The sequence below is a fragment of the Rhabdothermincola sp. genome (assembly GCF_036846205.1).
Classification (GTDB): Bacteria; Actinomycetota; Acidimicrobiia; order Acidimicrobiales; family Acidimicrobilacustridaceae; genus Rhabdothermincola.
Map to the genome: position 1 here is coordinate 1 of NZ_DAIUCK010000029.1, position 22832 is coordinate 22832.

Annotated in this window: 25 protein-coding genes; 7 read left to right on the forward strand and 18 right to left on the reverse strand. The window is 71.7% G+C overall.

Translation table 11 applies throughout. The annotated features are described in order from the left end of the window. Positions 1–195: glycosyltransferase (locus tag V7004_RS15820; RefSeq protein WP_442968014.1), on the reverse strand; the 195-nt coding region annotated here is incomplete at its 3' end. Between the two features lie 63 nt (positions 196–258). Between V7004_RS15820 and V7004_RS06150 the strand changes: the two genes are divergently transcribed. Then, positions 259–600, forward strand: a complete 342-nt coding sequence (locus tag V7004_RS06150; RefSeq protein ID WP_334142778.1) for a hypothetical protein — start codon at positions 259–261, stop codon at positions 598–600. 21 nt (positions 601–621) lie between these two features. Here the strand turns inward: V7004_RS06150 and V7004_RS06155 are convergent, their stop codons facing one another. Then, positions 622–1635: a threonine aldolase family protein gene (locus V7004_RS06155; RefSeq protein ID WP_334142779.1), complete on the reverse strand. Its 1014-nt coding sequence runs from the start codon at positions 1633–1635 to the stop codon at positions 622–624. A gap of 28 nt (positions 1636–1663) precedes the next feature. Between V7004_RS06155 and V7004_RS06160 the strand changes: the two genes are divergently transcribed. From V7004_RS06160 to V7004_RS06175, 4 genes are read left to right on the forward strand one after another with little or no spacing between them, the layout of a single operon-like run. Next, positions 1664–2476, forward strand: coding sequence for an inositol monophosphatase family protein (locus tag V7004_RS06160; protein ID WP_442968015.1), 813 nt, complete (start codon positions 1664–1666; stop codon positions 2474–2476). A 48-nt stretch (positions 2477–2524) separates the two neighbouring features. Beyond that, the gene (locus V7004_RS06165) at positions 2525–3214 is read left to right on the forward strand and encodes a response regulator transcription factor (protein ID WP_334142781.1); all 690 of its coding nucleotides are present in this window, start codon (positions 2525–2527) and stop codon (positions 3212–3214) included. Between the two features lie 48 nt (positions 3215–3262). After that, the gene (locus V7004_RS06170) at positions 3263–4771 is read left to right on the forward strand and encodes a HAMP domain-containing sensor histidine kinase (RefSeq protein ID WP_334142782.1); all 1509 of its coding nucleotides are present in this window, start codon (positions 3263–3265) and stop codon (positions 4769–4771) included. After that, a complete protein-coding gene (locus tag V7004_RS06175) occupies positions 4768–5445 on the forward strand; it encodes a GerMN domain-containing protein (RefSeq protein WP_334142783.1) in 678 nt (225 codons plus the stop codon). The genes V7004_RS06170 and V7004_RS06175 overlap by 4 nt, the downstream gene beginning before the upstream one ends. Here the strand turns inward: V7004_RS06175 and V7004_RS06180 are convergent. Together V7004_RS06180 and V7004_RS06185 are read right to left on the reverse strand one after the other, a co-directional pair. After that, a complete protein-coding gene (locus V7004_RS06180) occupies positions 5405–6784 on the reverse strand; it encodes a class I adenylate-forming enzyme family protein (protein ID WP_334142784.1) in 1380 nt (459 codons plus the stop codon). The two genes, V7004_RS06175 and V7004_RS06180, sit on opposite strands and share 41 nt — an antisense overlap. Positions 6785–6801: 17 nt before the next feature. Continuing rightward, positions 6802–7836 (reverse strand): 6-phosphofructokinase, encoded by a 1035-nt coding sequence (locus V7004_RS06185; RefSeq protein ID WP_334142785.1) that lies wholly within the window; start codon positions 7834–7836, stop codon positions 6802–6804. Between the two features lie 57 nt (positions 7837–7893). Between V7004_RS06185 and glpK the strand changes: the two genes are divergently transcribed. After that, on the forward strand, positions 7894–9411 hold the full coding sequence (glpK, locus tag V7004_RS06190; RefSeq protein ID WP_334142786.1) for a glycerol kinase GlpK: 1518 nt from the start codon (positions 7894–7896) through the stop codon (positions 9409–9411). A gap of 13 nt (positions 9412–9424) precedes the next feature. On the opposite strand, the gene V7004_RS06195 is transcribed toward glpK, so the two are convergent. Further along, positions 9425–10147 (reverse strand): ACT domain-containing protein, encoded by a 723-nt coding sequence (locus V7004_RS06195; protein ID WP_334142787.1) that lies wholly within the window; start codon positions 10145–10147, stop codon positions 9425–9427. Positions 10148–10332: 185 nt separating this feature from the next. Here V7004_RS06195 and V7004_RS06200 point away from each other — a divergent pair, with 185 nt between their 5' ends. Continuing rightward, a complete protein-coding gene (locus tag V7004_RS06200) occupies positions 10333–10938 on the forward strand; it encodes a TetR/AcrR family transcriptional regulator (protein ID WP_334142788.1) in 606 nt (201 codons plus the stop codon). Positions 10939–10984: 46 nt separating this feature from the next. Here V7004_RS06200 and V7004_RS06205 read toward each other — a convergent pair whose 3' ends face one another. The 13 genes from V7004_RS06205 to V7004_RS06265 all read right to left on the reverse strand — a co-directional run bounded on the left by V7004_RS06205 (position 10985) and on the right by V7004_RS06265 (position 22812). After that, positions 10985–12160: an aminotransferase class I/II-fold pyridoxal phosphate-dependent enzyme gene (locus tag V7004_RS06205; protein WP_334142789.1), complete on the reverse strand. Its 1176-nt coding sequence runs from the start codon at positions 12158–12160 to the stop codon at positions 10985–10987. Positions 12161–12177: 17 nt separating this feature from the next. After that, positions 12178–13155 (reverse strand): ROK family protein, encoded by a 978-nt coding sequence (locus V7004_RS06210; RefSeq protein WP_334142790.1) that lies wholly within the window; start codon positions 13153–13155, stop codon positions 12178–12180. 23 nt (positions 13156–13178) lie between these two features. Further along, positions 13179–14297, reverse strand: a complete 1119-nt coding sequence (locus tag V7004_RS06215; protein WP_334142791.1) for a baeRF10 domain-containing protein — start codon at positions 14295–14297, stop codon at positions 13179–13181. Positions 14298–14359: 62 nt separating this feature from the next. Then, positions 14360–16501 carry a hypothetical protein gene (locus V7004_RS06220; protein ID WP_334142792.1) on the reverse strand — a complete coding sequence of 714 codons (2142 nt, stop codon included), beginning with the start codon at positions 16499–16501 and terminating at the stop codon, positions 14360–14362. A gap of 57 nt (positions 16502–16558) precedes the next feature. Beyond that, on the reverse strand, positions 16559–16816 hold the full coding sequence (locus tag V7004_RS06225) for a hypothetical protein (protein WP_334142793.1): 258 nt from the start codon (positions 16814–16816) through the stop codon (positions 16559–16561). Then, positions 16813–17976, reverse strand: a complete 1164-nt coding sequence (locus V7004_RS06230; RefSeq protein WP_334142794.1) for an ArsA family ATPase — start codon at positions 17974–17976, stop codon at positions 16813–16815. Before V7004_RS06230 ends, V7004_RS06225 begins: the two co-directional genes overlap by 4 nt. Positions 17977–17983: 7 nt before the next feature. Next, the gene (locus tag V7004_RS06235; RefSeq protein ID WP_334142795.1) at positions 17984–18436 is read right to left on the reverse strand and encodes an SRPBCC family protein; all 453 of its coding nucleotides are present in this window, start codon (positions 18434–18436) and stop codon (positions 17984–17986) included. Positions 18437–18464: 28 nt separating this feature from the next. After that, the gene (locus tag V7004_RS06240) at positions 18465–18887 is read right to left on the reverse strand and encodes a hypothetical protein (RefSeq protein ID WP_334142797.1); all 423 of its coding nucleotides are present in this window, start codon (positions 18885–18887) and stop codon (positions 18465–18467) included. After that, positions 18884–20014, reverse strand: coding sequence for a glycosyltransferase family 4 protein (locus tag V7004_RS06245; protein WP_334142798.1), 1131 nt, complete (start codon positions 20012–20014; stop codon positions 18884–18886). The genes V7004_RS06240 and V7004_RS06245 overlap by 4 nt, the downstream gene beginning before the upstream one ends. Next, the gene (gene queG, locus V7004_RS06250) at positions 20011–21057 is read right to left on the reverse strand and encodes a tRNA epoxyqueuosine(34) reductase QueG (RefSeq protein ID WP_334142800.1); all 1047 of its coding nucleotides are present in this window, start codon (positions 21055–21057) and stop codon (positions 20011–20013) included. The genes V7004_RS06245 and queG overlap by 4 nt, the downstream gene beginning before the upstream one ends. Before the next feature lie 18 nt (positions 21058–21075). Further along, positions 21076–21276 carry a hypothetical protein gene (locus V7004_RS06255; protein WP_334142801.1) on the reverse strand — a complete coding sequence of 67 codons (201 nt, stop codon included), beginning with the start codon at positions 21274–21276 and terminating at the stop codon, positions 21076–21078. A gap of 49 nt (positions 21277–21325) precedes the next feature. Next, on the reverse strand, positions 21326–22540 hold the full coding sequence (locus tag V7004_RS06260) for an NYN domain-containing protein (RefSeq protein WP_334142802.1): 1215 nt from the start codon (positions 22538–22540) through the stop codon (positions 21326–21328). Between the two features lie 29 nt (positions 22541–22569). Beyond that, entirely contained in the window at positions 22570–22812 is a 243-nt protein-coding gene (locus tag V7004_RS06265; RefSeq protein WP_334142804.1) for a hypothetical protein, read from the reverse strand. Positions 22813–22832: the final 20 nt, after the last annotated feature.

Genomic DNA, 22832 nt, shown 5'->3' on the forward strand with positions numbered 1-22832 from the left:
CACCCCTCCCTGCTCCGAGCCCCACGCCTCGGCCAGATCAGCAGTACCGTCGGGGCTCCCGTCGTCGACCACCAGCACGTCCGCGTCGGGGACGGCCGCGCGTACGAGGTCGAGGACCTCGACGATGTTCTCGGCTTCGTTGTAGGTGGGCAGCACGACCAGCGACTTCACGCACCCAACCTTATGGCGCACCACCGCGGGTGGCGGGTCAGGCCGGCGATTCCCACGCCGGCCGGGAGCGACCCTACGATCGGGGCCGTGGACCCGGCACCGGCCGAGCGCGCTCCTCTCCCACAAAGCACCCCCGGGGCTCCCACCGCCCTGCCGTCGGTGACGGCACGGGTCGTCGCTTTCGCCGTGATCCTCCTCGCCGGTGCCGCCGGCGGGTTCATCGGCTACGCGTTCACCGACCTGCAGTGCCGGGGCGACTGCACGCTCCAGACCGGCCTCGGCGCCCTGGCCGGCGCGGCGCTGGCCGCGGGCGGGACCGCGGTGGTCACCGTGCTCACACTGCGCGCCATGGGCGAGTGGCGGACCATCCAGGCGCGCGAAGCTGCCGCGGCCGAGCAGCCCACGCCTCGCCCGCCCCGCGTGCGCTGAATCGCCCACCGGTGCCCGCGGTCAAGGCGCTGCGGCGATGGCCCGGCAGGCGCGCTCGACGCCGCGGTCGTCCACGTCGAGATGGGTCACCAACCGGACGACCCCTGGGGCGAGGAGGCCGGCCAGCACCCCCTCCCGACGAAGGTGCTCCAGCAGCGTCCGGGGGTCGTCATGGCGGAACACCACGATGTTGGTGAGCACCGCCGACGGGTCGAGGTTCGTGCGGGGCCATCGGGCGGCCACCGCCTCGGCCAACCTGCGGGCCCGCCGGTGGTCCTCGGCCAGGCGATCGATGTGACGCTCGAGGGCCACCAGGCCGGCCGCAGCGAGGACCCCGGCCTGCCGCATGGCCCCGCCCAACCGCTTGCGCTCGTCGCGCGCCGCGAGCATGGCATCCTCCTCGCCGGCGAGCAACGAACCGACGGGCGCGCCCAGCCCCTTCGAGAGGCAGCACATCACCGTCGTCGCGCAGGCGGCGTAGGTCGCGGCATCGACGCCGGTGGCGACCTCGGCGTTGAACAGCCGGGCGCCGTCGAGGTGCACGGGCACCCCGAGCGCCGCCACCTCCCGGGCAGCGCTGAGCGACCACGGACGCCCCCCGGAGGGCATGTGGGTGTTCTCGATGAAGATGGCACTGACCGTGAGCCCCGCCCCGGAGGCGTCCCGCAGCCGCTCGCGGAGGACAGGCACCGGGAGCTCGCCATGCTCGTCGTCGACGAGGTCGAGCTGGGCGGAGCTGTTGATCCCCGCCGCGCCGTGCTCGTAGAGCACCACGTGCTGGCGGCGGCCGGCCAGCACCCAGGACCCCGCCCGGCCGAGCAGCCGCAGGGCGATCTGGTTCGCCATCGTGCCTGACGGCACGAAGAGTGCCGCGGGCTTCCCGATCCGGGCCGCGAACCGCTCCTCGAGCTCACGAACGGTGGGGTCCTCCCGGTACCCGTCATCGCCCACCTCGGCAGCCGCCATCGCCCGACGCATCTCCTCCGTCGGGCGGGTGACGGTATCGGACCGGAGGTCGACCGCGTCCGGGCCCACGCGCGGGAGGTTACCGGTGGCGGGCATGATGGTCGCTGTGACCAGCACCGCCGCACCGGCAGACCTGCTCGAGGTGGCGGTGCGGCACGCCCAGCGGGCTGCCGCTTCGCTGGTCGAGGGCCTGTCCCGGCAACGGTCGATGGTCGGGCACAAGTCGTCGCCCACCGACATGGTCACTGAGATGGACCGCGAGGTGGAGCGCCAGATCGTGGAGGGCATCCTGCGGGAGCGACCCGGCGATGCCGTCCTCGGCGAGGAGGGCGCCCGTCGGGACGGCAACTCGGGGGTGCGATGGATCATCGACCCGCTCGACGGGACGACGAACTACCTCTACGGGCACCCAGGCTTCGCCGTCTCCATCGCCACTGAGGTCGGCGGTGCGGTGGTCGCCGGCGTGGTGGTCGACCCGCTGCACGGCGACGTGTTCACGGCCGTGCGCGGCGGGGGCGCTCACCGCAACGGGGAGGAGATCCGCGTGTCGGAGGAGACGGACCTCAGCCGGGCGCTGCTCGCCACCGGGTTCGGCTACGACCGGGACCGGCGGGTGCGCCAGGCGCGGGTGCTCGTCGATGTCCTGGGCCAGGTGCGCGACATCCGGCGCATGGGCGCCGCATCGGTCGACCTGTGCTCCGTGGCGTGTGGACGGGTCGATGGCTACTGGGAAGCCGGTCTGCAACCGTGGGACTTCGCCGCCGGTGCGCTGATCGCGAGCGAGGCCGGCGCGGTGGTCGGTGACCTCGCCGGTGGGCCACCGTCGACGACCTTCACCCTCGCGGCGCCTCCCGCCCTGTTCGATTCGCTGCGCGCCGTGCTCGCCGGTGCCGCTGCCGACCAGGTCTGACGAAGAATCCCGCGGGTATCTGCCCGATCCGGCTCCGAATGGCGCACAATGTTCGTCGTGGGCACGCGCATCCTGGCGGTCGAGGACGACGAGCGGATCCGCACCGCGGTCAAGATGGCCCTCGAGGACGAGGGTTGGGTGGTCGAGGAGGCCGAGAGCGGCGAAGAGGCGCTCGATTCCTTCAACCGCCATCCCTCCGACGTGGTGCTGATCGACATCATGCTGCCCGGCGTCGACGGGTTCGAGGTGTGCCGGTCCATCCGGCGCACCAGCGACGTGCCCATCGTCATGGTGACGGCGCGGGCCGACACCCATGACGTGGTCGCCGGCCTCGAGGCCGGCGCCGCCGACTACCTGACCAAGCCCTTCGCCCCGAAAGAGCTCTCGGCCCGCATCCGGGCCCTGCTCCGCCGGGTCCGCACCTCAGACCCGGGGGTCGCCCACCTCAAGTTCGGCGACCTGGAGATCATCCCCGAGGAAGGGGTGGTGCTACGCGACGGCCAGGAGGTCCACCTCACCAAGACCGAGTTCCGGCTGCTGGTCGAACTGGCATCGAGCCCTGGGCGGGTGTTCAGCCGCGAGGTCCTGCTGGAGCGGGTCTGGGGCTACGGTTACTTCGGTGACGGCAGGTTGGTCGATGTCCACATCCGCCGGCTCCGCACCAAGATCGAGGCCGATCCGGCCAACCCGCGCCACGTGGTGACGGTCCGGGGCCTCGGCTACAAGCTCCAGACCTGAGCCGGGCGCCGCCCGGCGGCGCTGGGGTCCCCCTCGAGAGGCTGAACCGTGCGACCCGCCCGCCCCAGAACCGCTCGAAACGTCACCAAGCGAGCAAAGCTGGGCCTGCGCGCCCGGCTGACACTCACCTACGGGTTGGGTGCAGCCCTGCTCTCCGCCGTGCTGTCGGTGACCACTTTCGGCCTCACCCGGGAGAACATGCTCACCCAGCGCGAGCAGGCCGCCATGTCGCAGGCCCTGCAGAACGCCAGCACGGTGTCCGACGGTCTCGAGCCCGGGGTGACCGACACCACCACGATCGAAAAGACGGTCCTCGCATCGTTGCCGAACCCCGAAGGCGGCCTGCCCGTGTTGCGCTACGACGGTCAGTGGTACTCGGGCAACGCCCTCAAGTTCTCTGACGCCTCGATCCCCCCGGCACTGGTCGAGCGGGTCGATGCCGGTCAGCCCGCCCGGATGCGAACCGAGGTCGCCGGCGCGCCCTACCTGGTGGTGGGTGTCCCCATCCGACCACTCGGCGCGCAGTACTACGAGGCTGTGCCGCTGCGCGAGATGCAGCGCACGCTCGAAGGCCTGGCCATCAGCCTGGTGGGGGCGTCCGCGCTGACCACCGTCGCCGGGGGCCTGCTCGGGCTGTGGGCCGCCCGGCGGGTGTTCCGCCCCCTCCTCGATGTCGGCCGCGCGGCCGACGCCATCGCCGGTGGGCGGCTCGACACCAGGCTCCCCACAGGGAACGATCCCGACCTCGACCGGCTGTCCAAGCCGTTCAACGAGATGGCCCAGGCCCTCCAGGACCGCATCGAGCGTGATGCCCGGTTCGCGTCAGAGGTCAGCCACGAGCTGCGATCGCCGCTCATGACGCTCGCCGCGACCGTCGAAGTGCTCGAGAACACCCGTGAGGAGATGCCCGAGCGGGCCCGCACCGCGCTCGACCTGCTCTCGGCCGATGTCGACCGCTTCCAGCAGCTCGTCGAGGACCTGCTCGAGATCAGCCGGTTCGACGTCGGTGCGGTCAAGCTCCACCTCGAGGAGGTGTTGATCGCGGAGATGGTCATCCAGGCGATCAGCGTGCTGGGCAACGGCGGGGTGCCGGTGCGCTACGACGAGGACGTGAGCGACGTGGTGGTGAGGGTCGACAAGCGGCGGTTCGGCCGGGTGCTCGCCAACCTGCTCGACAACGCCGAGAAGTACGCGGGTGGCGCCACCGCGGTGACGATCGACCGTTCGGGGAAGACGGTCCGCATCGGCGTCGAGGACGAGGGCAGCGGCGTCTCGCCGGATGAACGGGAGATCATCTTCGATCGATTCTCCCGGGGCAGCGAGAGCGGCAACCGCTCGCTCGACAGTGGCGTGGGCCTGGGCCTCGCGCTGGTGGACGAGCACGTCCGGCTCCACGGAGGTCGGGTGTGGGTGGAGGATCGACCCGACGGGCGTCCAGGCGCCCGCTTCGTGGTCGAGTTGCCCATCGTCGACGTCGGCACCGCGGAGCCGGCGCCCGCCACGATGCCGGCTGCGCAGGACGTCGACGACGCCGAGGACGTCGGAGTATCACCGTGAGCATCCCGGATCGGTACGGGCGCCGGCGGGGCTGGCCGGTTGCCGCGCTGGTGGCGGTGGGGTCGGTCCTGGCGGCCGCGGCCTGCGGCATACCGGCCGATGAGGAACCTCGGTCCATCCCGGTCGAGGCCCTGCCCGCGAACCTCTCGGAGCAGCAGGCGACCACCACCACCGTCGTCGACGAGGCGAGCGCCCAGCGCGAGACGATCTACCTCGTGCACACCGGGACCGCCCCCGGAGGGGCCGGCGAGAGCCTCGAGCCGGTGAGCATCTCGTTGCGGAACCCCGAACCGGATCAACTTCCCCGCCTGGTCATCGAGCGGCTGATCGCCACCAAGCCCGACCAGATCGGCCTGCCCGGCCTGACCAACCCGGTTCCCGCCGACACGAAGGTGCTCGACGCCCGGGTGAGCGACGGAGTGCTCGACCTGGACCTCAGTGCCAGCCTGGCCAACATCGAGAGCGCGCTCCAGCGGCTGGCGCTGGCCCAGATCGTGTTCACCGCCACCGACATCACCTCGCTGCCCATCAGCAGCGTCCGGTTCCGCATCGATGGCCAGCCCGTCGCGGTCCCCGTGGAGGTCGGCACCGCCCCGGCGGGCCAGCCCGTCTCCCGCAACGACTACCCGCGCTTCAAGGCGCAGGTCGACTCGCTGCAGGAGGCGTCGCGGTAGCCCCGGTGGCGCCTGCCGCGCCGGCGGGTGGTTCGGGCTCCAGTCCGAGGGATGCCGCCAGCGTGGACCGCCGCAGCTTCCCCGAGGCGGTGTACGGGAGCTCGTCGACCACCAGGTACTGCTTCGGGCACTTGTACGCCGCCAGCCGGGAACGGGCGAACCGGCTCAGCGCACCGGGGTCGACATCGCCGACCACCGCGGCGCACACACGTTGCCCCCATCGCTCGTCGGCCACCCCGAACACCGCGATCTGCTCGACACCCGGCGCCTGCGCCAGGACCTGCTCCACCTCGACCGGGTACACGTTGACCCCACCCGAGATGATCAGGTCGTCGCGCCGCCCGTCGAGGTAGAGATACCCGTCACGGTCGAGCCGGCCGAGGTCGCCGACCGTGAACGCGCCGCCCTTCCAGGCCAGCGCGGTGCGAGCCGGATCCCGCCAGTACTCCCACCGGGCATGGCGGGGGACCTCGCACCACACGACGCCGCCGTCGTCGATCGACAGCCGCCGGCCGGGCCGGGCACGCCCGACCGTGCCCCGCCGATCCAGCCACTCCTGGGAGGAGCAGGCGGTGAACTGCCCTTCGGTCGACCCGTAGAACTCCCACACCGTGTCGACGCCGAAGGCATCGATGGCGGCGAGCTTGAGCGGCTCGGGGCAAGGTGCGCCGGCGTGGGCCAGCAGCCGGAAACATGACAGATCAGGCACGTCACCAGCAGAGAACAGCCGCTGGAGGTGCGCGGGGACCATGAAGGTCGTGGTGGGGCGGAACCGCTCGATGGCTCGCAGCGCAGCCTCGGCTTCGAAGCGGCCGAGCACGATCAGCTCGCCCCCGGCGAGCAACGTGCCACCCCCGAACCGGATGGCCACCGAATGGTGGAACGGGGAGCACACCAGGTGCCGGTCCGACGGCTCGAAGTGCCACAGCTCGCGCTCCTCGTCCACGAGCTGGCGGGCCTCCGCTTCCTCGAGGAGCCCCGACCACACCCCTTTCGGGCGGCCGGTGGTGCCGGAGGTGTAGTGCATCGGGCGAGCGAGCGGGTGAGGGGCGAGGTCCACCGCGGGGCCTTCGAGCAGGGTCTCGAGCAGAGCATCGTCGATCACCAGCTGGGGATCGGCGTCGTCAAGCAGGGCGCGGCGCTCGTGGTCGAGGAGCGAGGGGTTGAGCACCACCGGGACGATGCCGGTGCGCAGCGCGCCGAGGATGCAGGACAGCATCGCGGCGCTCGACGGCGTGCAGACGGCCACCCGGTCGCCAGGCCGGAGCCCCCGCGCTCGGAGAGCTCCGGCGACTCGCCGCTGCTGGGCCTCCGACGCGGCCGCAGTCAGGATCTCCATGTCATGCCCCGAGCCATCTAGCCAGCGAAGAAGACCTCGGCCACGCCGTGGTACAGATCCGGGTCGACGAGCTTGAGCTCTTGCACCGCCTCCGAGATCGGCACCCGCACGATCTCCCCGCATCGGAGCGCGACCATCTGGCCGAACGCCCCGTCGTGCACCGCGTCGATCGCTGCCACCCCGAAGCGGGTGGCGAGGACCCGGTCGAACGCGGTCGGAGTCCCTCCCCGTTGCACGTGGCCCAGGATCGTGACCCGGGTCTCGAACCCCGTGCGGGCCTCGATCTCCTCGGCGACGCTGTTGGCGATGCCACCCAGGCGGACATGGCCGAACTCGTCGCGCTCACCGGAGAGCACCTGCATCGTGCCTTCCTTCGGTACCGCCCCCTCGGCCACCACGACGATCGACGCGTACCGGCCCTTGGCGTGCCGGCGGCGAAGCGCCTCGCACACCCGGTCGATGTCGAAGGGCTCCTCGGGGATGAGGATCATGGTGGCGCCACCGGCGATACCCGCCCAGGTGGCGATGTGGCCTGCGTGGCGGCCCATCACCTCCACCACCATCACCCGATCGTGGGACTCAGCGGTCGTGTGCAACCGGTCGATCGCCTCGGTGGCGATGGCGACCGCCGTGTCGAACCCGAAGGTCAGCTCGGTCCCCCCGAGGTCGTTGTCGATCGTCTTGGGCACCCCCACGACCGGGGCACCCATCTCGGACAGCGTGGCCGCAACCCCGAGGGTGTCCTCCCCACCGATGGCGATGAGCGCATCGATGCCCAGCGCACGCAGCTGGTCGCGGCAGCGATCGGCCCCACCGTCGATCTTCAACGGGTTGGTGCGGGAGGTCCCGAGCAGGGTCCCGCCCCGCGGGAGCGATCCGCGGAACCGCTCGACGGTCGCCGCGATCGTCCGACCCTCCAGCACCCCGCGCCAACCGTCGAGGAAGCCGACCACCTCGTCACCGAAGTCGCGCTCGGCCTTGCGCACGATGGCGCGCATGACCGCGTTCAGGCCCGGGCAATCGCCCCCGCCGGTGAGCATGCCGACACGCATGAGCCCTCCTTCCTACCGGTGTTCTCGCCGAGGCGTCACGACCTAGCCTGCCAGCCTATGAAGCCCGCTCGCGACTCCGATCTCCTCGGCCCGATCGTGCTGGCGCTCGATGCCGGCACGACCAGCGTGCGGGCCATCGCGTTCGACCGGTCCGGCCGGGCACTGGGCGGCGCCCAGCGCGAGTTCCCCCAGTACTACCCGCGCCCGGGATGGGTCGAGCACGACCCGGAGGAGATCTGGGAGGCCTGCGACGCGGTGATGGGCGAGGTGGTCGCCGGGCTGCGCGCCCCGATCGCCGCGATCGGCATCACCGACCAGCGGGAGACGGTCGTGGTGTGGGACCGCCGCACGGGTCGCCCGCTGCACCGGGCCATCGTCTGGCAGGATCGCCGCACGGCCAGCCGCTGCGACCAGCTGCGTGAGCAGGGCCACCTCGACCACGTCCGGAAAACCACCGGCCTCGTGCTCGACCCGTACTTCTCGGCCACCAAGCTGGAGTGGGTGTTCGGGGAGGGCGGGGTGCGGCCGGGTCCTGAGGTGGCGTTCGGCACCGTGGATGCCTGGCTGCTGTGGAAGCTGACCGGCGGTGCGGTGCACGCCACGGACGTCACCAACGCCAGCCGCACGATGCTGTTCGACATCCGGAGCCGCCGCTGGTCGCCGGAGCTGTGCGAGCTGTTCGGGGTGCCCGCTCACGTGCTCCCGGAGGTGCGGGCCTCGAGCGGCCGGTTCGGGATCACCACCGACGAGTGTGCCGTGGGCCCCGGCATTCCGGTGAGCGGTGTGGCCGGCGACCAACAGGCGGCGCTGTTCGGCCAGGGGTGCTTCACCCCTGGCATGACCAAGAACACCTACGGCACGGGCAGCTTCGTACTGATGAACGTCGGTGAGCAGTGCCCTCCGCCGGTCGACGGCCTGTTGACCACCATCGCCTGGACCATCCCCGACGGCCAGGGGGGCGAGCTCACCCACTACGCGCTCGAGGGCGCCATCTTCGTGACCGGGGCGGCCATCCAGTGGCTGCGTGACGGCCTGGGGATCATCTCGGACGCGTCCGAGACCGGGCCACTCGCCGAGTCGGTGCCCGACACCGGTGGGGTGGTGCTCGTGCCGGCCTTCACCGGGCTCGGCAGCCCGTGGTGGGACCCGTACGCTCGCGGCACCTTGATCGGTATCACCCGAGGCACCACCCGAGCGCACCTGGCGCGCGCGGTGGTGGAGGCGATGGCCTACCAGACCCGTGACGTGGTCGAGTCCATGACCGAGGCGTGCGGGCACCGGGTGCACACGTTGCGGGCCGACGGTGGCGCGTCGGTCATGCCCCTCCTGCTGCGCCTGCAGGCCGACCAGCTCCAGGTGTCGGTCTCGCGCCCGGTGGTGCAAGAGACCACCGCGCTGGGTGCGGCCTATCTGGCGGGGTTGGCGGAAGGGGTGTGGGGATCGGTGGATGAGGTCGCGGCGAACTGGATGCTCGACGTGGAGGTCAAGCCCTCGGCCGACCGTGCCGACGCTGACGCCGGGTACGAACGCTGGCGACGGGCAGTGAAGCGAGCGCGAGGCTGGGTCGACAGCTGACCGGGGCCCGGCGTCACGCCCCGGCAGCTCCACCGCCCACGAATCCGGGGACGGAGGTGCCGGCGGCGGAGGGGTGGGCCCGGCGTGCCTCCGCGGCCCTCAACTCACGAAACCGGGTGTCCACGATGCGAGCCAGGGCCATGACCTGGCGCCGCTCCCGGCTCCGGAACGGATGGCCGTCACGGCCCAGGACGAGCGCCAGGCCAGCCGCAGGCAGCGGAGCCCACACCGCTTCCACCTCCACCCCGGTAGGGCCCGCGGCCGCCGCGGCCTGACTCCCACGCGCGAACGCCACCAGCCATTCCACGGACGGCACCTCGCCGTGACCGCTGCACAGCGCCGGCTCGGTGAGGTCGACGACCGCGCCCCAGGCACCACCGACGGTCCGTACCGCGTGCTGGCACAGAGCATCCAGGACCTCGGCCGCCGAGCTGGCACCGACGAGCACCGCGGCGGTCTCGAGCGCGTCGAGACGGGGATCGTGGAGCGCGTCGGCCACGGGCTGGAGATCCTCGATGTCGACGCCGTCGACCTGCTGCACCTCCCGCACCAGCAGGCTCACGACCTCCGGGCCCGGGAGCTCCACGACGAGATCGTCGACCGCCCTACCGCCCCCGCGCTCGAGGATCTCGATGCCCACCACGTCGCCGCCGACCGCGCCGATCCTGCTCGCCACCGCGCCGAGCGCCCCGGGGCGGTCGGGCAGCCACACCCGCATCACGTACGTGCATCGCATGTGCCCGACGGTACGAGCCGTCCGTGAACATCGTGTTTCGGCCGCGGCACGGGTCGTTGAACGCCTGGGATCTCACGCGTTCTCTTTGCGCGTTCTGGCAGAGAAAGAGCAGAGAAAGAACAGAGTAGGGAGCGGGACCGGCCGAATTCTTGACCGGGTGGTCAAGTCTGTTTAGCGTGGCGGCGATGGCCCGGCGACTGACCCAGCGCGGACGCGAACGCCGCCAGCAGCTCATGGATTACGCAGCGCGCCGGTTCGCCGAGAACGGCTACCACCCCACCTCCGTGGCGGAGATCGTCCAGGGCCTCGGTGTCGGCAAGGGTGTCTTCTACTGGTACTTCGACAGCAAGGAGCAGCTCTTCCTCGAGATCCTTCGCGATGCCCAGCAGGACCTGCGGCGAGCCCAGCAGCAGGCGATCGCCGACGCGCAGGACCCCGTCCGCAAGATCGAGCTGGGCCTGCGGGCGTCGATGCGCTGGTCGGCTGAGCACCGTGACGTGAACAAGCTGATCCAGTTCGCTGCCACCGAAGACCGCTTCGCGCCGGCGCTGCGCCGTGGTCAGGACGTAGCGGTCGGCGACATCACGAAGATCGTCAAGGAAGCCATCGCGCAGGGCGAGATCCGTGACTCGGATCCGCTCATGCTCGCCCACGCGATCCTCGGCGTCACCGCGCAGCTGGCCCGGGTCTTCGTGCACGAACAGGGCGCCGACCCGGAAGAGGTCGCCGACGCCGCGGTGGCCTTCGTGCTCAAAGGTCTCGGCGCGCTCGACCGCTCCCGCGGCGTCTGACGCTCGGCCTGATCCCGGCGAGCACAGGAGCGCACGCCGGACCCGCTCAACGAAGTCTGGTGAGCGCCCGGCGGAGATTGCGGATGGCCTGGGAGGTGCGCTGCTCGTTCTCGATGAGGGCGAACCGCACATGTCCATCACCACCGGGACCGAAGCCGACCCCGGGTGAGGTGGCCACGTTCGCTTCCCGAACGAGGAACGACGCGAACTCGATGGAGCCCATGTCGCGGTAGGGCTCCGGAATCGGCGCCCACACGAACATGGTGCCCATCGGCGGGTCGAGATCCCAGCCGATGCGCTGCAGACCGCTGCACAGCGCGTCACGACGGCTCTGGTAGATCTCCTGCACCACCTTCGGGTAGTCAGGAACCTCGTTGAGCGTGACGGTCGCCGCGATCTGGATCGGCTGGAAGGTGCCGTAGTCCAGGTAGCTCTTGAGCTTCGCGAGGGCCTGCACCACGTCGGAGCGGCCGACGAGGAACGCCACCCGCCACCCGGCCATCGAGAAGGACTTGGTCATCGAGTAGATCTCGACCGCGACCTCCTTGGCTCCTTCGGCCTGCAGGATCGACGGTGGGGAGTAGCCGTCGAAGCCCAGATCGGCGTACGCGTTGTCGTGCACCACCACGACCTCACGTTCACGGGCGAAGTCCACCACCTTCTGCATGAACTCGAGGTCGACGCAGGTGGTGGTCGGGTTGTGGGGGAACGACATGACGATGACCCGCGGCTTGGGCCAGGAGTACTCCCACGCCTCCTGCAGGCTCTCGAAGAAGTCGCGGCCCGTGCCCAGCGGGACTTCGCGGATGTCCGCCCCTGCGAACAGCGGGCCGTAGATGTGGATCGGGTACGACGGCGAGGGCACCAGGGCGGCGTCGCCGGGACCGAGCAGGGTCCACATCAGGTGCGAGAAGCCCTCCTTCGCGCCGATGGTGTTGATCACCTCGGTGTCAGGGTCCAGCGCCACTCCGAACCGGCGCAGGTAGAGGTCGCTGACCGCTTGGCGCAGCTTGGGGATGCCGCGGCTGGACGAATAGCGGTGGTTGCGGGGGTTCCGGACGGCTTCGACCACCTTGTCGACCGCAACGTCGGGGGAGGGCAGGTCCGGATTGCCGAACCCGAAATCGATCACGTCCTCACCGGCTCGGCGTGCCTCGATCTTCAGCGTGTCGATGATGGTGAAGACGTACGGCGGCAGCGAGGTGATCCGGCGGAACTCCATGCTGCGAGGCTACCGGCTCACGCCAGGCGCTCGGATGCGAGAAGCGCGGCGCCGATCGCTCCCGCCTCGGCTCCGAAGCTCGCAGCCACGATCCGCACGGGCGGCCGATGGTCAGCCGCGAGCACCAGGTCGCTGAAGGCTTCGCGCACCGGGCGCAGCAAGCTCTCCCCTGCTTCGGCCAACCCGCCGCCGACCACGATCAGCTCGCAGTCCAGCAGGTCGACGAGGTTGGCGAGTCCCAGGGCCAACCACCACGCGAGCTCGCGCAGGATCCCCATCGCGTCGAGGTCGCCCGCCAGCGCTGCCTTCGTGACGTGCTCGCCCCGCACAGCCTCGGGGTCGCCGCCGGCCAGCGCGACCACGGCGGGTGCGCGCCCGGCAGCGGCCGCATCGCGAGCCAGCCGCCCCAACCCGCTCCCGGACGCGAACCGCTCCCAGCAGCCGCGGCGACCACACGGGCAGGGCGGGCCGGTGGGGTCGACGACCATGTGGCCCGGCTCGCCGGCGAAGCCGCTCGCCCCCTCGTAGAGCCGCCCACCAGCGATGATGCCCGCGCCGATCCCGGTGCCGAGCGTCACCAGCACGGCGTCGCTCACCCCGACCGCAGCCCCGAGCCGGGACTCGCACCACGCCGCGCAGTTCGCGTCGTTGTCGACCACCACCGGCAGCCCCAGGCGGTGCTCGAGCTCGGGCCCCACCGCCACCTCCACCACGCCGGGGAGGTTCGGCGCGAAACGCAGCACGCCTCGATGGTCGACCAGGCCGGGCACACCCACGCCGACCGCGGCCACGCCCCCGCGATCGCGCACCGCGGGGGCGGACTGCAGTTCCGCCACGACCTGTCCGATCGCGTCGAGCACGTGGGATTCGCCCCGCGGTGTCTCGACCCGGGCCTCGGCCAGACTGGCCCGCGGCTGGTGCGCGTCGACGGCCCGCCCGAGGATCTTGGTGCCGCCGACGTCGAGCCCGCCGACGATGGGACCCGTGACACTCACCGGGCGGAGGTTACGACACCCGCTCAGTACCGCAGCAACGCGCCGATCCGGCCGAGCACGTCGAGATCGGCGTTGTCGACGCAGACCTCGACCCGGCACGACTGGTTGAGCGCCACGTCGACCGCCTCCTCGACCACGTCCTCGAGGTGCCGCATCTGGGTGCCGTCGATCGGGCAGGCCGGCCCCCGCCGGCACAGGTACCCGCATTGCGGGCAACGCCACCCCGTCTCGCTGAAGCCGTCTGACACGAGCAGCACGTCGACCCGTTGCTCGACCAGGGCCCGCAACGTGTCGTCGAGGCCCGCCACACCACGGTTGCCGCTTCCCACCGCGTCACGCAGGCGCTCGACCAGCTCGGCCTCCCGAGCGCGCTCGATCTCCCGCTCGACCTCGATCACCGCCCGGCGGATCTCGTCCAGCGACGCGTTCACCCCGACGTGGAGCTCGGCGCGCAGGCGCTCACGCAGGTAGGGATGGAGGAAGTTCTCCACCGTGGGCACGAGGTCGGCAGGCGCGTCGATCACCAGGTGCTCGAACCCGCGCTCTTGGAACAGATGGAAGGCCACCGCCGCCGCGTGGCGGAGGTGCTGCGCGGTGAGCTCCTCCACGTGGTGCTGCTCACGGTCGTACCCCTGGTCGCTGTGACCCCGGGCGTCGTAGTGGCGGGGAAGCTCCTCGAACAGCTCCGAATGGTCGACGAGCTCCCCGAGGTCGAACACGAAGATCCGTGCTCGTTGCCGGTCGACGAGCAGCACACCGATGCGGTTCAACTCCTGCACCACGGACTCGAGCTGGCCGACCGCTGGAGCGGCGTTCACGATGATGCGACTGTGCACTCGCACCGGTAGGGGCACGACCCGCCAGAACCCGTTCTCCACACAGGAGAAGATCGCTAGTCCTCGGGTCCGCGACCGGTCGAACCCGGCACGCACGAACTGCTCGATGCGCTCGAGATCAGCCACGGGCACCGATCCGTTCATCCGCTCCCGCGTCTGGCGGAGCAACCGGTCGAGGTGGTCCTCGACGTCCTGAGCCCGCACGTAGCGTCGGCCGTCGACGTCGAGGTAGCACGACACGACGGGAGCGGACTCGCTGCGGAAGGCTGCGAGCTCTCGGATGGCATCCTCGGTGATCACGGTCACGGCACCCTCCTGGAGACCGGCGGCTCGTGTGTCCGATGGTACGCGGCCAACCGGGCGCCGCGTCAGGCGAACACGGCCGGTGCGGCCACGACCGCGGCCCGCTGGAAACCGATCTCGTTCGCCCAGTCGGCGATGACCGGATCGTCGCTGAGATAGATGACCTGCACGCTCTCGGCCATGCGCTCCAGCTTGCCCAGCAGGGACCGCACCTCCTCGGGGGGCAGCCCGGCCAGTGCGTCGTCGATGACCAGGGGCACCGAACCGGCGTAGGAGATGTTGCGGAGCGCCGCGAGCCGGGAGAGCAGGTAGAACTCGATCGCCTCAGGACCAGCCGACCGACCCCCGCCAGCGTCGCCCGGCTCCACATCGAAGGCCGGCTCGCTGGCTGGGACGGCGGAGAAGGGGTCGTCACCCTGCTGGGCATCGAGGAGGTCGGCCGCCAGCTTCATCAGCCGGGTGGTGGCCACCGCCTCCACCTGGGTCGCGGCATCAACCAGCGCCTCCCGGGCCTCGAGGGCCTCGGCGTGATCGGTCTCGTCGGCCTGCGCGGCGGCGAGCTCCGCCTCCAGCTCGTCGAGCTCATCGAGCTCGTCACCATCCGGGCCGGGTGTGGACTCGACGGTCAGGTCGATGGTCACCTCGGCCTCGGAGCCGGCCTCGAGCGCGTCCAGCGCGTCGAGCTCCTGAGTGCGGCGCGCCAGCTCGGCCTCCACGGCCCGCTGCTCCCGCCGCAGCTCGTCGATGCGTTCGTTGATGCCCGCCGCTTCCGCCAGGAACGCGTCGGCTACCACGGTCACGTAGTCCACCGTGACCTGGTCGGCGGGGAGCACCAGGCCGACCTGCTCGAGCTGGTACGCGAGCGCGTCCACCAGCTCCTCGATCGTGATCTCACGCTTGGGGACCTTGAGTTCGCGCAGGGCCGCGGCCAGGTCCTCGGGCTCCTCTCCCCCGAGGAGGTCGTAGGCCTCCAGATACACCTCTTCGAGCTGGTCGAGCAGGGCGCGGTGTGCCGGATCGGCTTCGATCATGGCGGTGATGTCGGCCCAGTGCGCCTCGGCGGCCTCGACCTCGAACCGGGCTCGCTCCAGCCGCTGCTCGGCGATGGGGTCGATCGCCAGCAGCGTCGCGCCCATCACGTAGGCGCTCCATGTGGGAAACCCGACCCGATCGAGGATCTCCTGCTGGCGGGCCAGCGCCTCCTCGAGCCGCTTCTGCCCGCGCCGGCCGAACCCGGACGCCTTGCGTTCCGCCTCCAGCACCTCTTCGTGGGCGGCTTCGAGCTCCGCGATGTCCTCGGGTGACAGCTCGGGCTTGGCCATGGCTCGCTCCGCGGCATCCAGCTCGGCCCGAGCTTCTTCGAGGCGCTGCATGCCGGTCGACGGCCCGAGACCGCGTGCCTCCAGCGCCTCCTCCAGGACGGCCACCTCCGCTTGCAGCCGCTCGAACTCGTCGGCCAGCTCGGCGGCCCGCTCCGAGGGGACGTACTCGACGGGGCCCGGATCGCGGATCGCGTCCAGCAGCACCTGGATCGGGCGGGTGTCGATGCTCGACAGCTCCTCGAGGCCCTGCTCGATCCGTTCCAGCTCACCCTGCAGCTCGCGGATCTCACCCATCAACTCGTCGCGGCCGGGGCCGCCACCGAGCGGAGGGGAGGGCTGGGCGGCGGAAGCCGCGGGCCCCTCCAGCGCCGAGCGGGCTCGGGTGAGCGCGGCCTCGGCCTGCTCGCGGCGCGCTCGCGCCTGCTCGTAGCCGGCCCGCGTGCGCTCCACCGCCTCCTGGAGGATGGCCAGCGCCTCGCTCGCTTCCGCGCGCCGCTTGCGGGCGGCGTCGAGCTCCGGGTACCGACCCTCGGGGGTATCGGCGATGAACGCCTCCACCGCGGCGCGCCCTACCGGTTCCCGCGAACCGAGGGCGCCGGTCTCCCGCCCGTTGCCGTTCGGCAGGTCGCCGCGGCGGACGAGCACGTCGAGATCGTTCGCCGCCAGGTCGAGCATGGCGAGCGTGTCAGGGGTGAGGTCGAGCATGATGCCATGGGCTTCGACCAGCCCTCCGCACCCTGGGTCGGAACCGGAGGGCAGGGCGGCCACGGCTCGCAGCACCAGCTCGCGGCCCCTCGGGCCCAGACCGGTCACCACGGTGACCATCGGGTGGAAGTCGAGCGCGGACTCCTCGCTTCCGTTGGGGTTGAGCTGGAGAAGCCTCATCGTGGAGTCAATCGGCCGGAAATGGTGGGGGTTTGAGCGTTGCCTGGAGCTGTACCCTCAGGACACCCGGATGTGCTGGACCCCGCCGTCGGCAGTGTCGCCACCGCCGGCGTGAGGATCCATGGGGTTGGCGTCGCGCACGGCCCGAGCCGCGCCTCGCGCCGCCGAGCCCACGGCGTGGACGACCGACGCCACCTGGTCGCGATCTTCGATCAGCTCTTCGACCACGTCGAGGAAGGCTCGGGCAGCGGCGATCATCTCCCTGGCCGCGGCCTGGAGGTGGTCGATGCCTTGGGCGGCACGCTCGTCGTTCACCGCCCGAAGGCTACCCGCAGCACGCCGTCGCGGAGCGAGGCGTCCACCACGGGCCGGCGACGGAGCGAGTCGGGCAGCATCACGGCCCTGCGGTAGGGCCCGATGCGCACGAGCAGCTCGTCTCCGCGCCGTCCCAACTCGAGGTCGTCGCGGTCCGCGAAGGGAAGTTCCTGCACGAGCACGAAGCCGTCGTCGCAGGTTTCGACCCTCATCGGCTCGCCGGCGTGGAGCACCGCGGTGGGATCGAGATCCCGGTACAGAGCCGCACCGAATCCGCGGAGGCGCTCGATGCCCACCAGTTCCTCGCGGGCCAGCTCGACGGGGAGGATCGGCAGCGGAGCGAAGCCCGCCTCGATGGTGCGCAGGTGCTCGTGCTGCGAGTCCTTCCAGCGGGCGAACCAGGGATGGTCCAGTTCTTCGGGCAGCAACCGGTTCACGATCACCGCGTCCACCCGGTAGCCGAACAGCGACAGGTAGGTGTAGGTGCGGCGAGCTTCCGCGATGACCATGCGCTCGGGGTTCACGACCAACCGCACCGACGTCGTCGCCGGGTCGGTGAGCACCTTCTTGACTCCGTCGAGACGGTCGTAGAACCGCCGGCCGGCGCCGAACACCTCGTCACCGGCGACGGGCATGCTCGTCACCCGCTGGAGCACGGGACCGATGATCTTGTTCAGCCGCTGCCCCATCGGGAAGACGCGCTCCATGTACCACTCGAGGATGTCGGGCAACGAGAGCAGCCGAATGGTCTCGGCGGTCGGTGCGCAATCGACGACCACCACGTCCCAGTCGCCGGACTCCGCGTAAGTCTTGATGTCGCTCAGGCTGAACAGCTCGTCCAGCCCGGGAGGGACCGACAGCTCCTCGGCTTCGATGCCCTCGGCGCCCGCCCAGTTGAACACGTCGACGAGGTAACGCTGGATCTCACCCCAGTGCTCCTCCATCCGCTCCTGCGCGTCGAGCTGTTGCCCCGCGAGCGTGGCCGTGATGCGGGTGGGCGTCGAGCCGAGCCAGGTGTCGAACGAGTCTGCGAGCGAGTGCGCCGGGTCGGTGGACATCACCAGCGTCCGGGCACCAGCGTCGGCGCATCGCAGCGCGGTGGCCGCGGCAGCCGAGGTCTTGCCCACACCCCCCTTGCCGGTGAACAGGAGGATCCGCACCGCGGTGCTAGGCGCGCTGGCCCTCGACACGCGCCTTGAGCTCGTCCAGCGCGGTCTTCAGGATCCGAGCCTCGGCTCGCCGCTTCACGAAGCCGGGGATCGGCATGATGAGATCGACCGACAGCTCGTAGCCCACTTCGGTGGCCTGCGGATCGTCGGCGGATGGTTCGAGGGTGTAGGCGCCATCGAGCTCACGCTGGATGTCGCCCTCGTCGAGTTGCCAGCCCAGCCGGCGGGGGGCGTCGCGGTAGTCGTAGCGGAGACGGTAGGTGGTGCTCCGACCCATGGCCGCGGCCCGGAACTCCACCACCAGGGCCCGCCCCTGCTCGTCGCGCTCGAGGACCCTCGCCTCTTTGAGATCCCCCGCCCACTCCGGGTACGCCTCGAAGTCGGTGAGGACCTCGAAGCAGCGCGGTACCGGAGCATCGATCGTGATGTGTTCCCTCGCCTGCTCGGCCATCGGGGTGAGGATAGTGAACGCCGCCCGGCTAGCGGACCGGTGCCTCACGGGGCGGGAACTCACCGAAGCGCGCGCCCCAGAGGCCCATCACGCCGAGGCCGTACATGGGCACCAGCAAGCCGAACGCCACCGGTGTGTAGATGCGGACCGAGGCCGTGACGAACGCGACGACGATCTCGGCTGCGAAGGAGAGGAGCATCGTCCGGCGGACCGCGGCGGGAGCCGAGCCGGCGAGGAAGAACAGACCCCCCATCCCGATCGCGTCGTAGCGGGAACGCCCGATGGCGGTGAGGTACGCGGCCAGGAACGCCGCAGTGCCCAGGGCGAAGAGCGCCACCGACACCACGACCGTCACCACGACCACCTCGAGCCAGATCGTGCCGATCAGCGCGGCAGCAGTGAAGACGCCGGTACCCAACCAGGACGCGCGGACCAGCCTCTCGGAGGTCATCGGGCCGCCACGTGCTCGTCGAGCGCTGCCTGGAGGGTCGCGGCCAACCCCTCGTAGGAGAACGAGGCCACCGCCCGCCGCCGGGACGCGGACCCCATCGCCTCGCGGGCGGTCGGGTCGCCCACCAGCGAGGCGAGAGCCGCGGCCGCCTGGCCCACCGATCGGGGGTCGTCGACCACCAGACCGGTCTCGCCGTGCGCCACCGCTTCGTGGGTGCCGCCGCTGCGGCCCGCGACCTGCGGCACCCCGCAGGCGGCGGCTTCCAGGAACACGATGCCGAACCCCTCCTGCTCGAGGCCCAGCCAGCGATCGCGACAGAGCATGGCGAACACGTCAGCGCAACCGTAGAAGTCCGGAAGGTCGGCGTCGGCGACGCGACCCTGGAAGGTCACCGGCGCGCCGCTCTGGCGGGCCACACGTTCGAGGCGGTGCCGGTCGCGACCGGCTCCGGCGATGGCCACCTGGACATCGATGCCCTGGGTCGCGAGGAGGGCGCTGGCCCGGATGAGGGTGTCCATGCCCTTCCGGGGTACCAGGCGGCTCACGCTGACCACCAGGGGTCGATCGGGGTCCAGCCCGAGCCGTGCCCGCACGGCACGCCGCTGCGCCGTCGGGAGTGGGTGGAACCGCTCGCTGTCGACCCCCGGCGGCACGACGACGGTCGGCAGCCTCCGGCCAGCGGCCCGTTGGCCCTCGGTGGCCGGGTAGTTGCCGGCGGCGACCACGATGCTGGCCCCACGCAGCACCGATGCCAGCACCGCCCGGGACCCCGGCAGCCGGCCCGGGATGGTGACCTCGGCGCCGTGGAGCACGACCCCGTAGGGGCGGTGGAGCCGGGGGCCGAGCACGCCGAGGGGGAACGCGGGGTCGATGAGCACCAGTCCCGCGCCCACCTCGTCGGCCAGACGATCGACCCGCCGGCGCACCGCCGGGGTGGGCACCAGGAACCGTGCCGGCACCCGCTCCACCCGCATGGGTTGCTGGCGGTCGAAGGCCACCGCTCCCTCGTATGCCGTGGTGAGCACGACGGTGCGCGCCGGATCGAGGCGGCGCCACAGCTCCCACAGGTAGGATTGGATCCCGCCGACCTTGGGTGGGAAGTCGTTCGTCACCAGCAGGTGGATCACGCCCGGGCCTCCACCTCGAGCCCCAGCCGGCGGGCGGCCCAGGTCGCGTGCCGGCGCAGCATCGGGTCGTCGCCGTGGGCGTAGCTCGAGATCGCCTCCACCACGGCCGGCTCGGCGGGATCGCCCGTGTTGCCCAACGCCACCAGCGCGTTGCGGCGGACGTAGCGCGGGTCGCGCCTCGGGACGTACCAGCGCCCGTGGCGGCGCATCAGCTCGTCGTCGTCGAGCGAGAGCAACTCGAGCAGATCGACGGCCTCGCCGTCGGGCACGCCCTCGCCCGCCAGGAGCGCGCGGCGGTTGGGCGGGCAGACCTCCTGGCAGTCGTCACAGCCGTAGATCCGGTCGCCCAGAGCGCCGCGCAGGTCCTCCGGGATGTCGCCCTCCGCTTGCACCAGCCACGCCAGGCAGCGGCGGGCGTCGACCACCCCCGGGGCGACGATGGCCCCGGTGGGGCAGTGATCGAGGCAACGGCGGCAGGAGCCGCAGCCGTCGGCCATGGGCTCGCCGGGGCCCGGCAACGCCGCGTCGGTGAGCACCCCACCCAGCACCACCAGGCTCCCGACGCCGGGCAGGAGCACGTTGGCGCTCTTGCCGTACCAGCCCAGCCCGGCGCGGTGCGCGACCGCCCGGTCCACGAGCGCGTTGTCGTCGGCGAGCACCCGCGCCTGCCAACCGTCGGCTCGCAGGCGGTCGGCGATGGCACCGAGCCCCACGCGCAGCCGCGCGTAGTGGTCGTCCGTGGCGTAGCGGGCCACCCGACCAACCGGTCGCCGGGAGGGACGGGGCCGGGGCTGGAGACGGGCCGGGTAAGCCAGCGCGCCGACCACGATCGAGCGGGCCCCCGGCATCGCTCGGGAGGGGTCGGTCGAGCGAACCGGGTTGCGGTAGGTGAACTGCATCCCTCCGTGCAGCCCCGCGGCCTTCCGCTCCTCCAGGACGGCTCGCACGTCGTCGAAGGGCTCGGCCGAGGCCACCCCCACCCGGGTGAGACCGGCGCGCAGTCCTGTCGTGCACAGGTCGTCGACGTACGCGGGGGCCAGCACGGGTGCCCATGGTACGGCTCACGCGAGACGTCGCCGGTGGCGAAGCCGCGGCGCGAGCCCTACCTCGGAGAGCAGGCGCAGCGCCCGCACCTCCGACACGTCGACGATGATCGCGTCATCGTGCTCGCGGGTGCACAGGAAGGTGACGACGCAGTCGGCGCAGGCATCGGTGTGCTGCATGGCGCAGTCGTCGCAGTCGATGCGGAGCAGATCGCCCATGCGCGAATCGTACGGAGGGGGTCTGACAACCACCGCTGGTGAGCCGCGGTCAGGCCAGCAGACCGAGGAAGGGCTCGACGCCGATGACGGCGGCACCGTTGGCCCGCCCGCCGTCTCGCACCCGGCGGTCGTCGGAGACCACCACCACCGGCTGCCCGGCGGGATACCCCGCGACCAGCTCGATGATCACGTCGTCGGCCTCCACCCCTTCCGGCGAGAAGCGGACCTGCACGTGCCGGGCTCCCGCCCCACCGCCCGGCCAACCGACCTCGGCACCATCGAAGACCACGACGGCAGAGGCGCCGGTCCGGGCGCCGATGGTCTCGACCACCTGCACCAGGCGGTCCCGGCGGCCGGCGAGAGGCAGGTCGGGCCATCGACGCAGGGCCACGTTGTAGCCGTCGACGACGACCACCGCGCCAGGCTGGCGGAGCAGGTAGCGGGCCGCTTCCACCGAGTCATCGAGTATTCCCACCGGGAGCCGCACGAGCCTGCGGCGTGCCCGGCGATCCGGGGCACTCGCCGGACCCGATGCCGCGGCAGGAGGTACCGGGGCATCCAGGTGGGCCTCGATCAGGGCCTGCTCGAGCTCGTCGATGCGCGCCTCGGCGGCCTCGAGGGCTCGTTCACGCTCGGCGAGCCGCTCCCGAGCCTCGGCCAGGCTGCGGTCCCGGGCCGCCAGCGCGGCCTCGAGCTCGCGGAGCTCACCGGTGCGGGCGGCGTAGCGGGCCTCGAGGTCCTTCAGCGCCCGCACCGCGCCGGCCCGCTCCCGGCCGAGCGAGGCGACCTGTTCCTCGGCCCGGGCGAGCCGCTCCTCGGCGGCGCGCCGGGCGGAGCGCTCGCGGGCCAGCGCCTCCCGAGCCTCCCGGCTGGCCTGCTCTGCCCGGGCCCGTGCGGCTTCGGCCCGCTCCCGAGCCTGCTCCGAGCGCTGCCGGTCGCGCTCGGCCCGCCGATCCGGGCGAGCCGAGCGAGCACCGCGCGGCGCCGCCGCGGCGGCGACGAGCCCCTGCAGGGCCTCCTCCCACCCGTCGGGACGGTCGATGAACAGCCAACCGGCCTCGCCCACCAGCTCCGGATCGGCCGCGGCGACCTCACGCACCCGGGTGCGCAACGCCTCGTCGCCGTCGAGCACCCGGCGAACCACGACCAGGGCCGGGTCGGGGAGTTTCGCGAACCGGAAGAACCGCCGCAGCGCCGGCGGGGCGGGCACCTTCGGCTCGGCTACCTCGCCCATCCTCGCCACCACCACCGCGGTCTCGAGCACGGGCCGCAGCAGGGCCAGCTCGACCCGGTTCAGGTGGTGGCCTCCCGCGGTGCGGCCGCCGCCTCGGCGTCGGTGAGCTCGAGGACGTGCTCCCCCGTCCCGCACCAGCGGCAGGCGACCTCCTCGACCTGCTCCGCCAGCACCTCCTCGTCCTCCACCTCGAGCTCCCCCCCCACCGTGTAGTGGTGGTAGGCGCGGGTGCGCCGGGTGCTGGTCACGTCGAAGCGGGTCAGGTTGCCGCAGGCGGCGCATCGGTAACGGCGGGCTGACACGGCCGGGATCGTACCGCCGG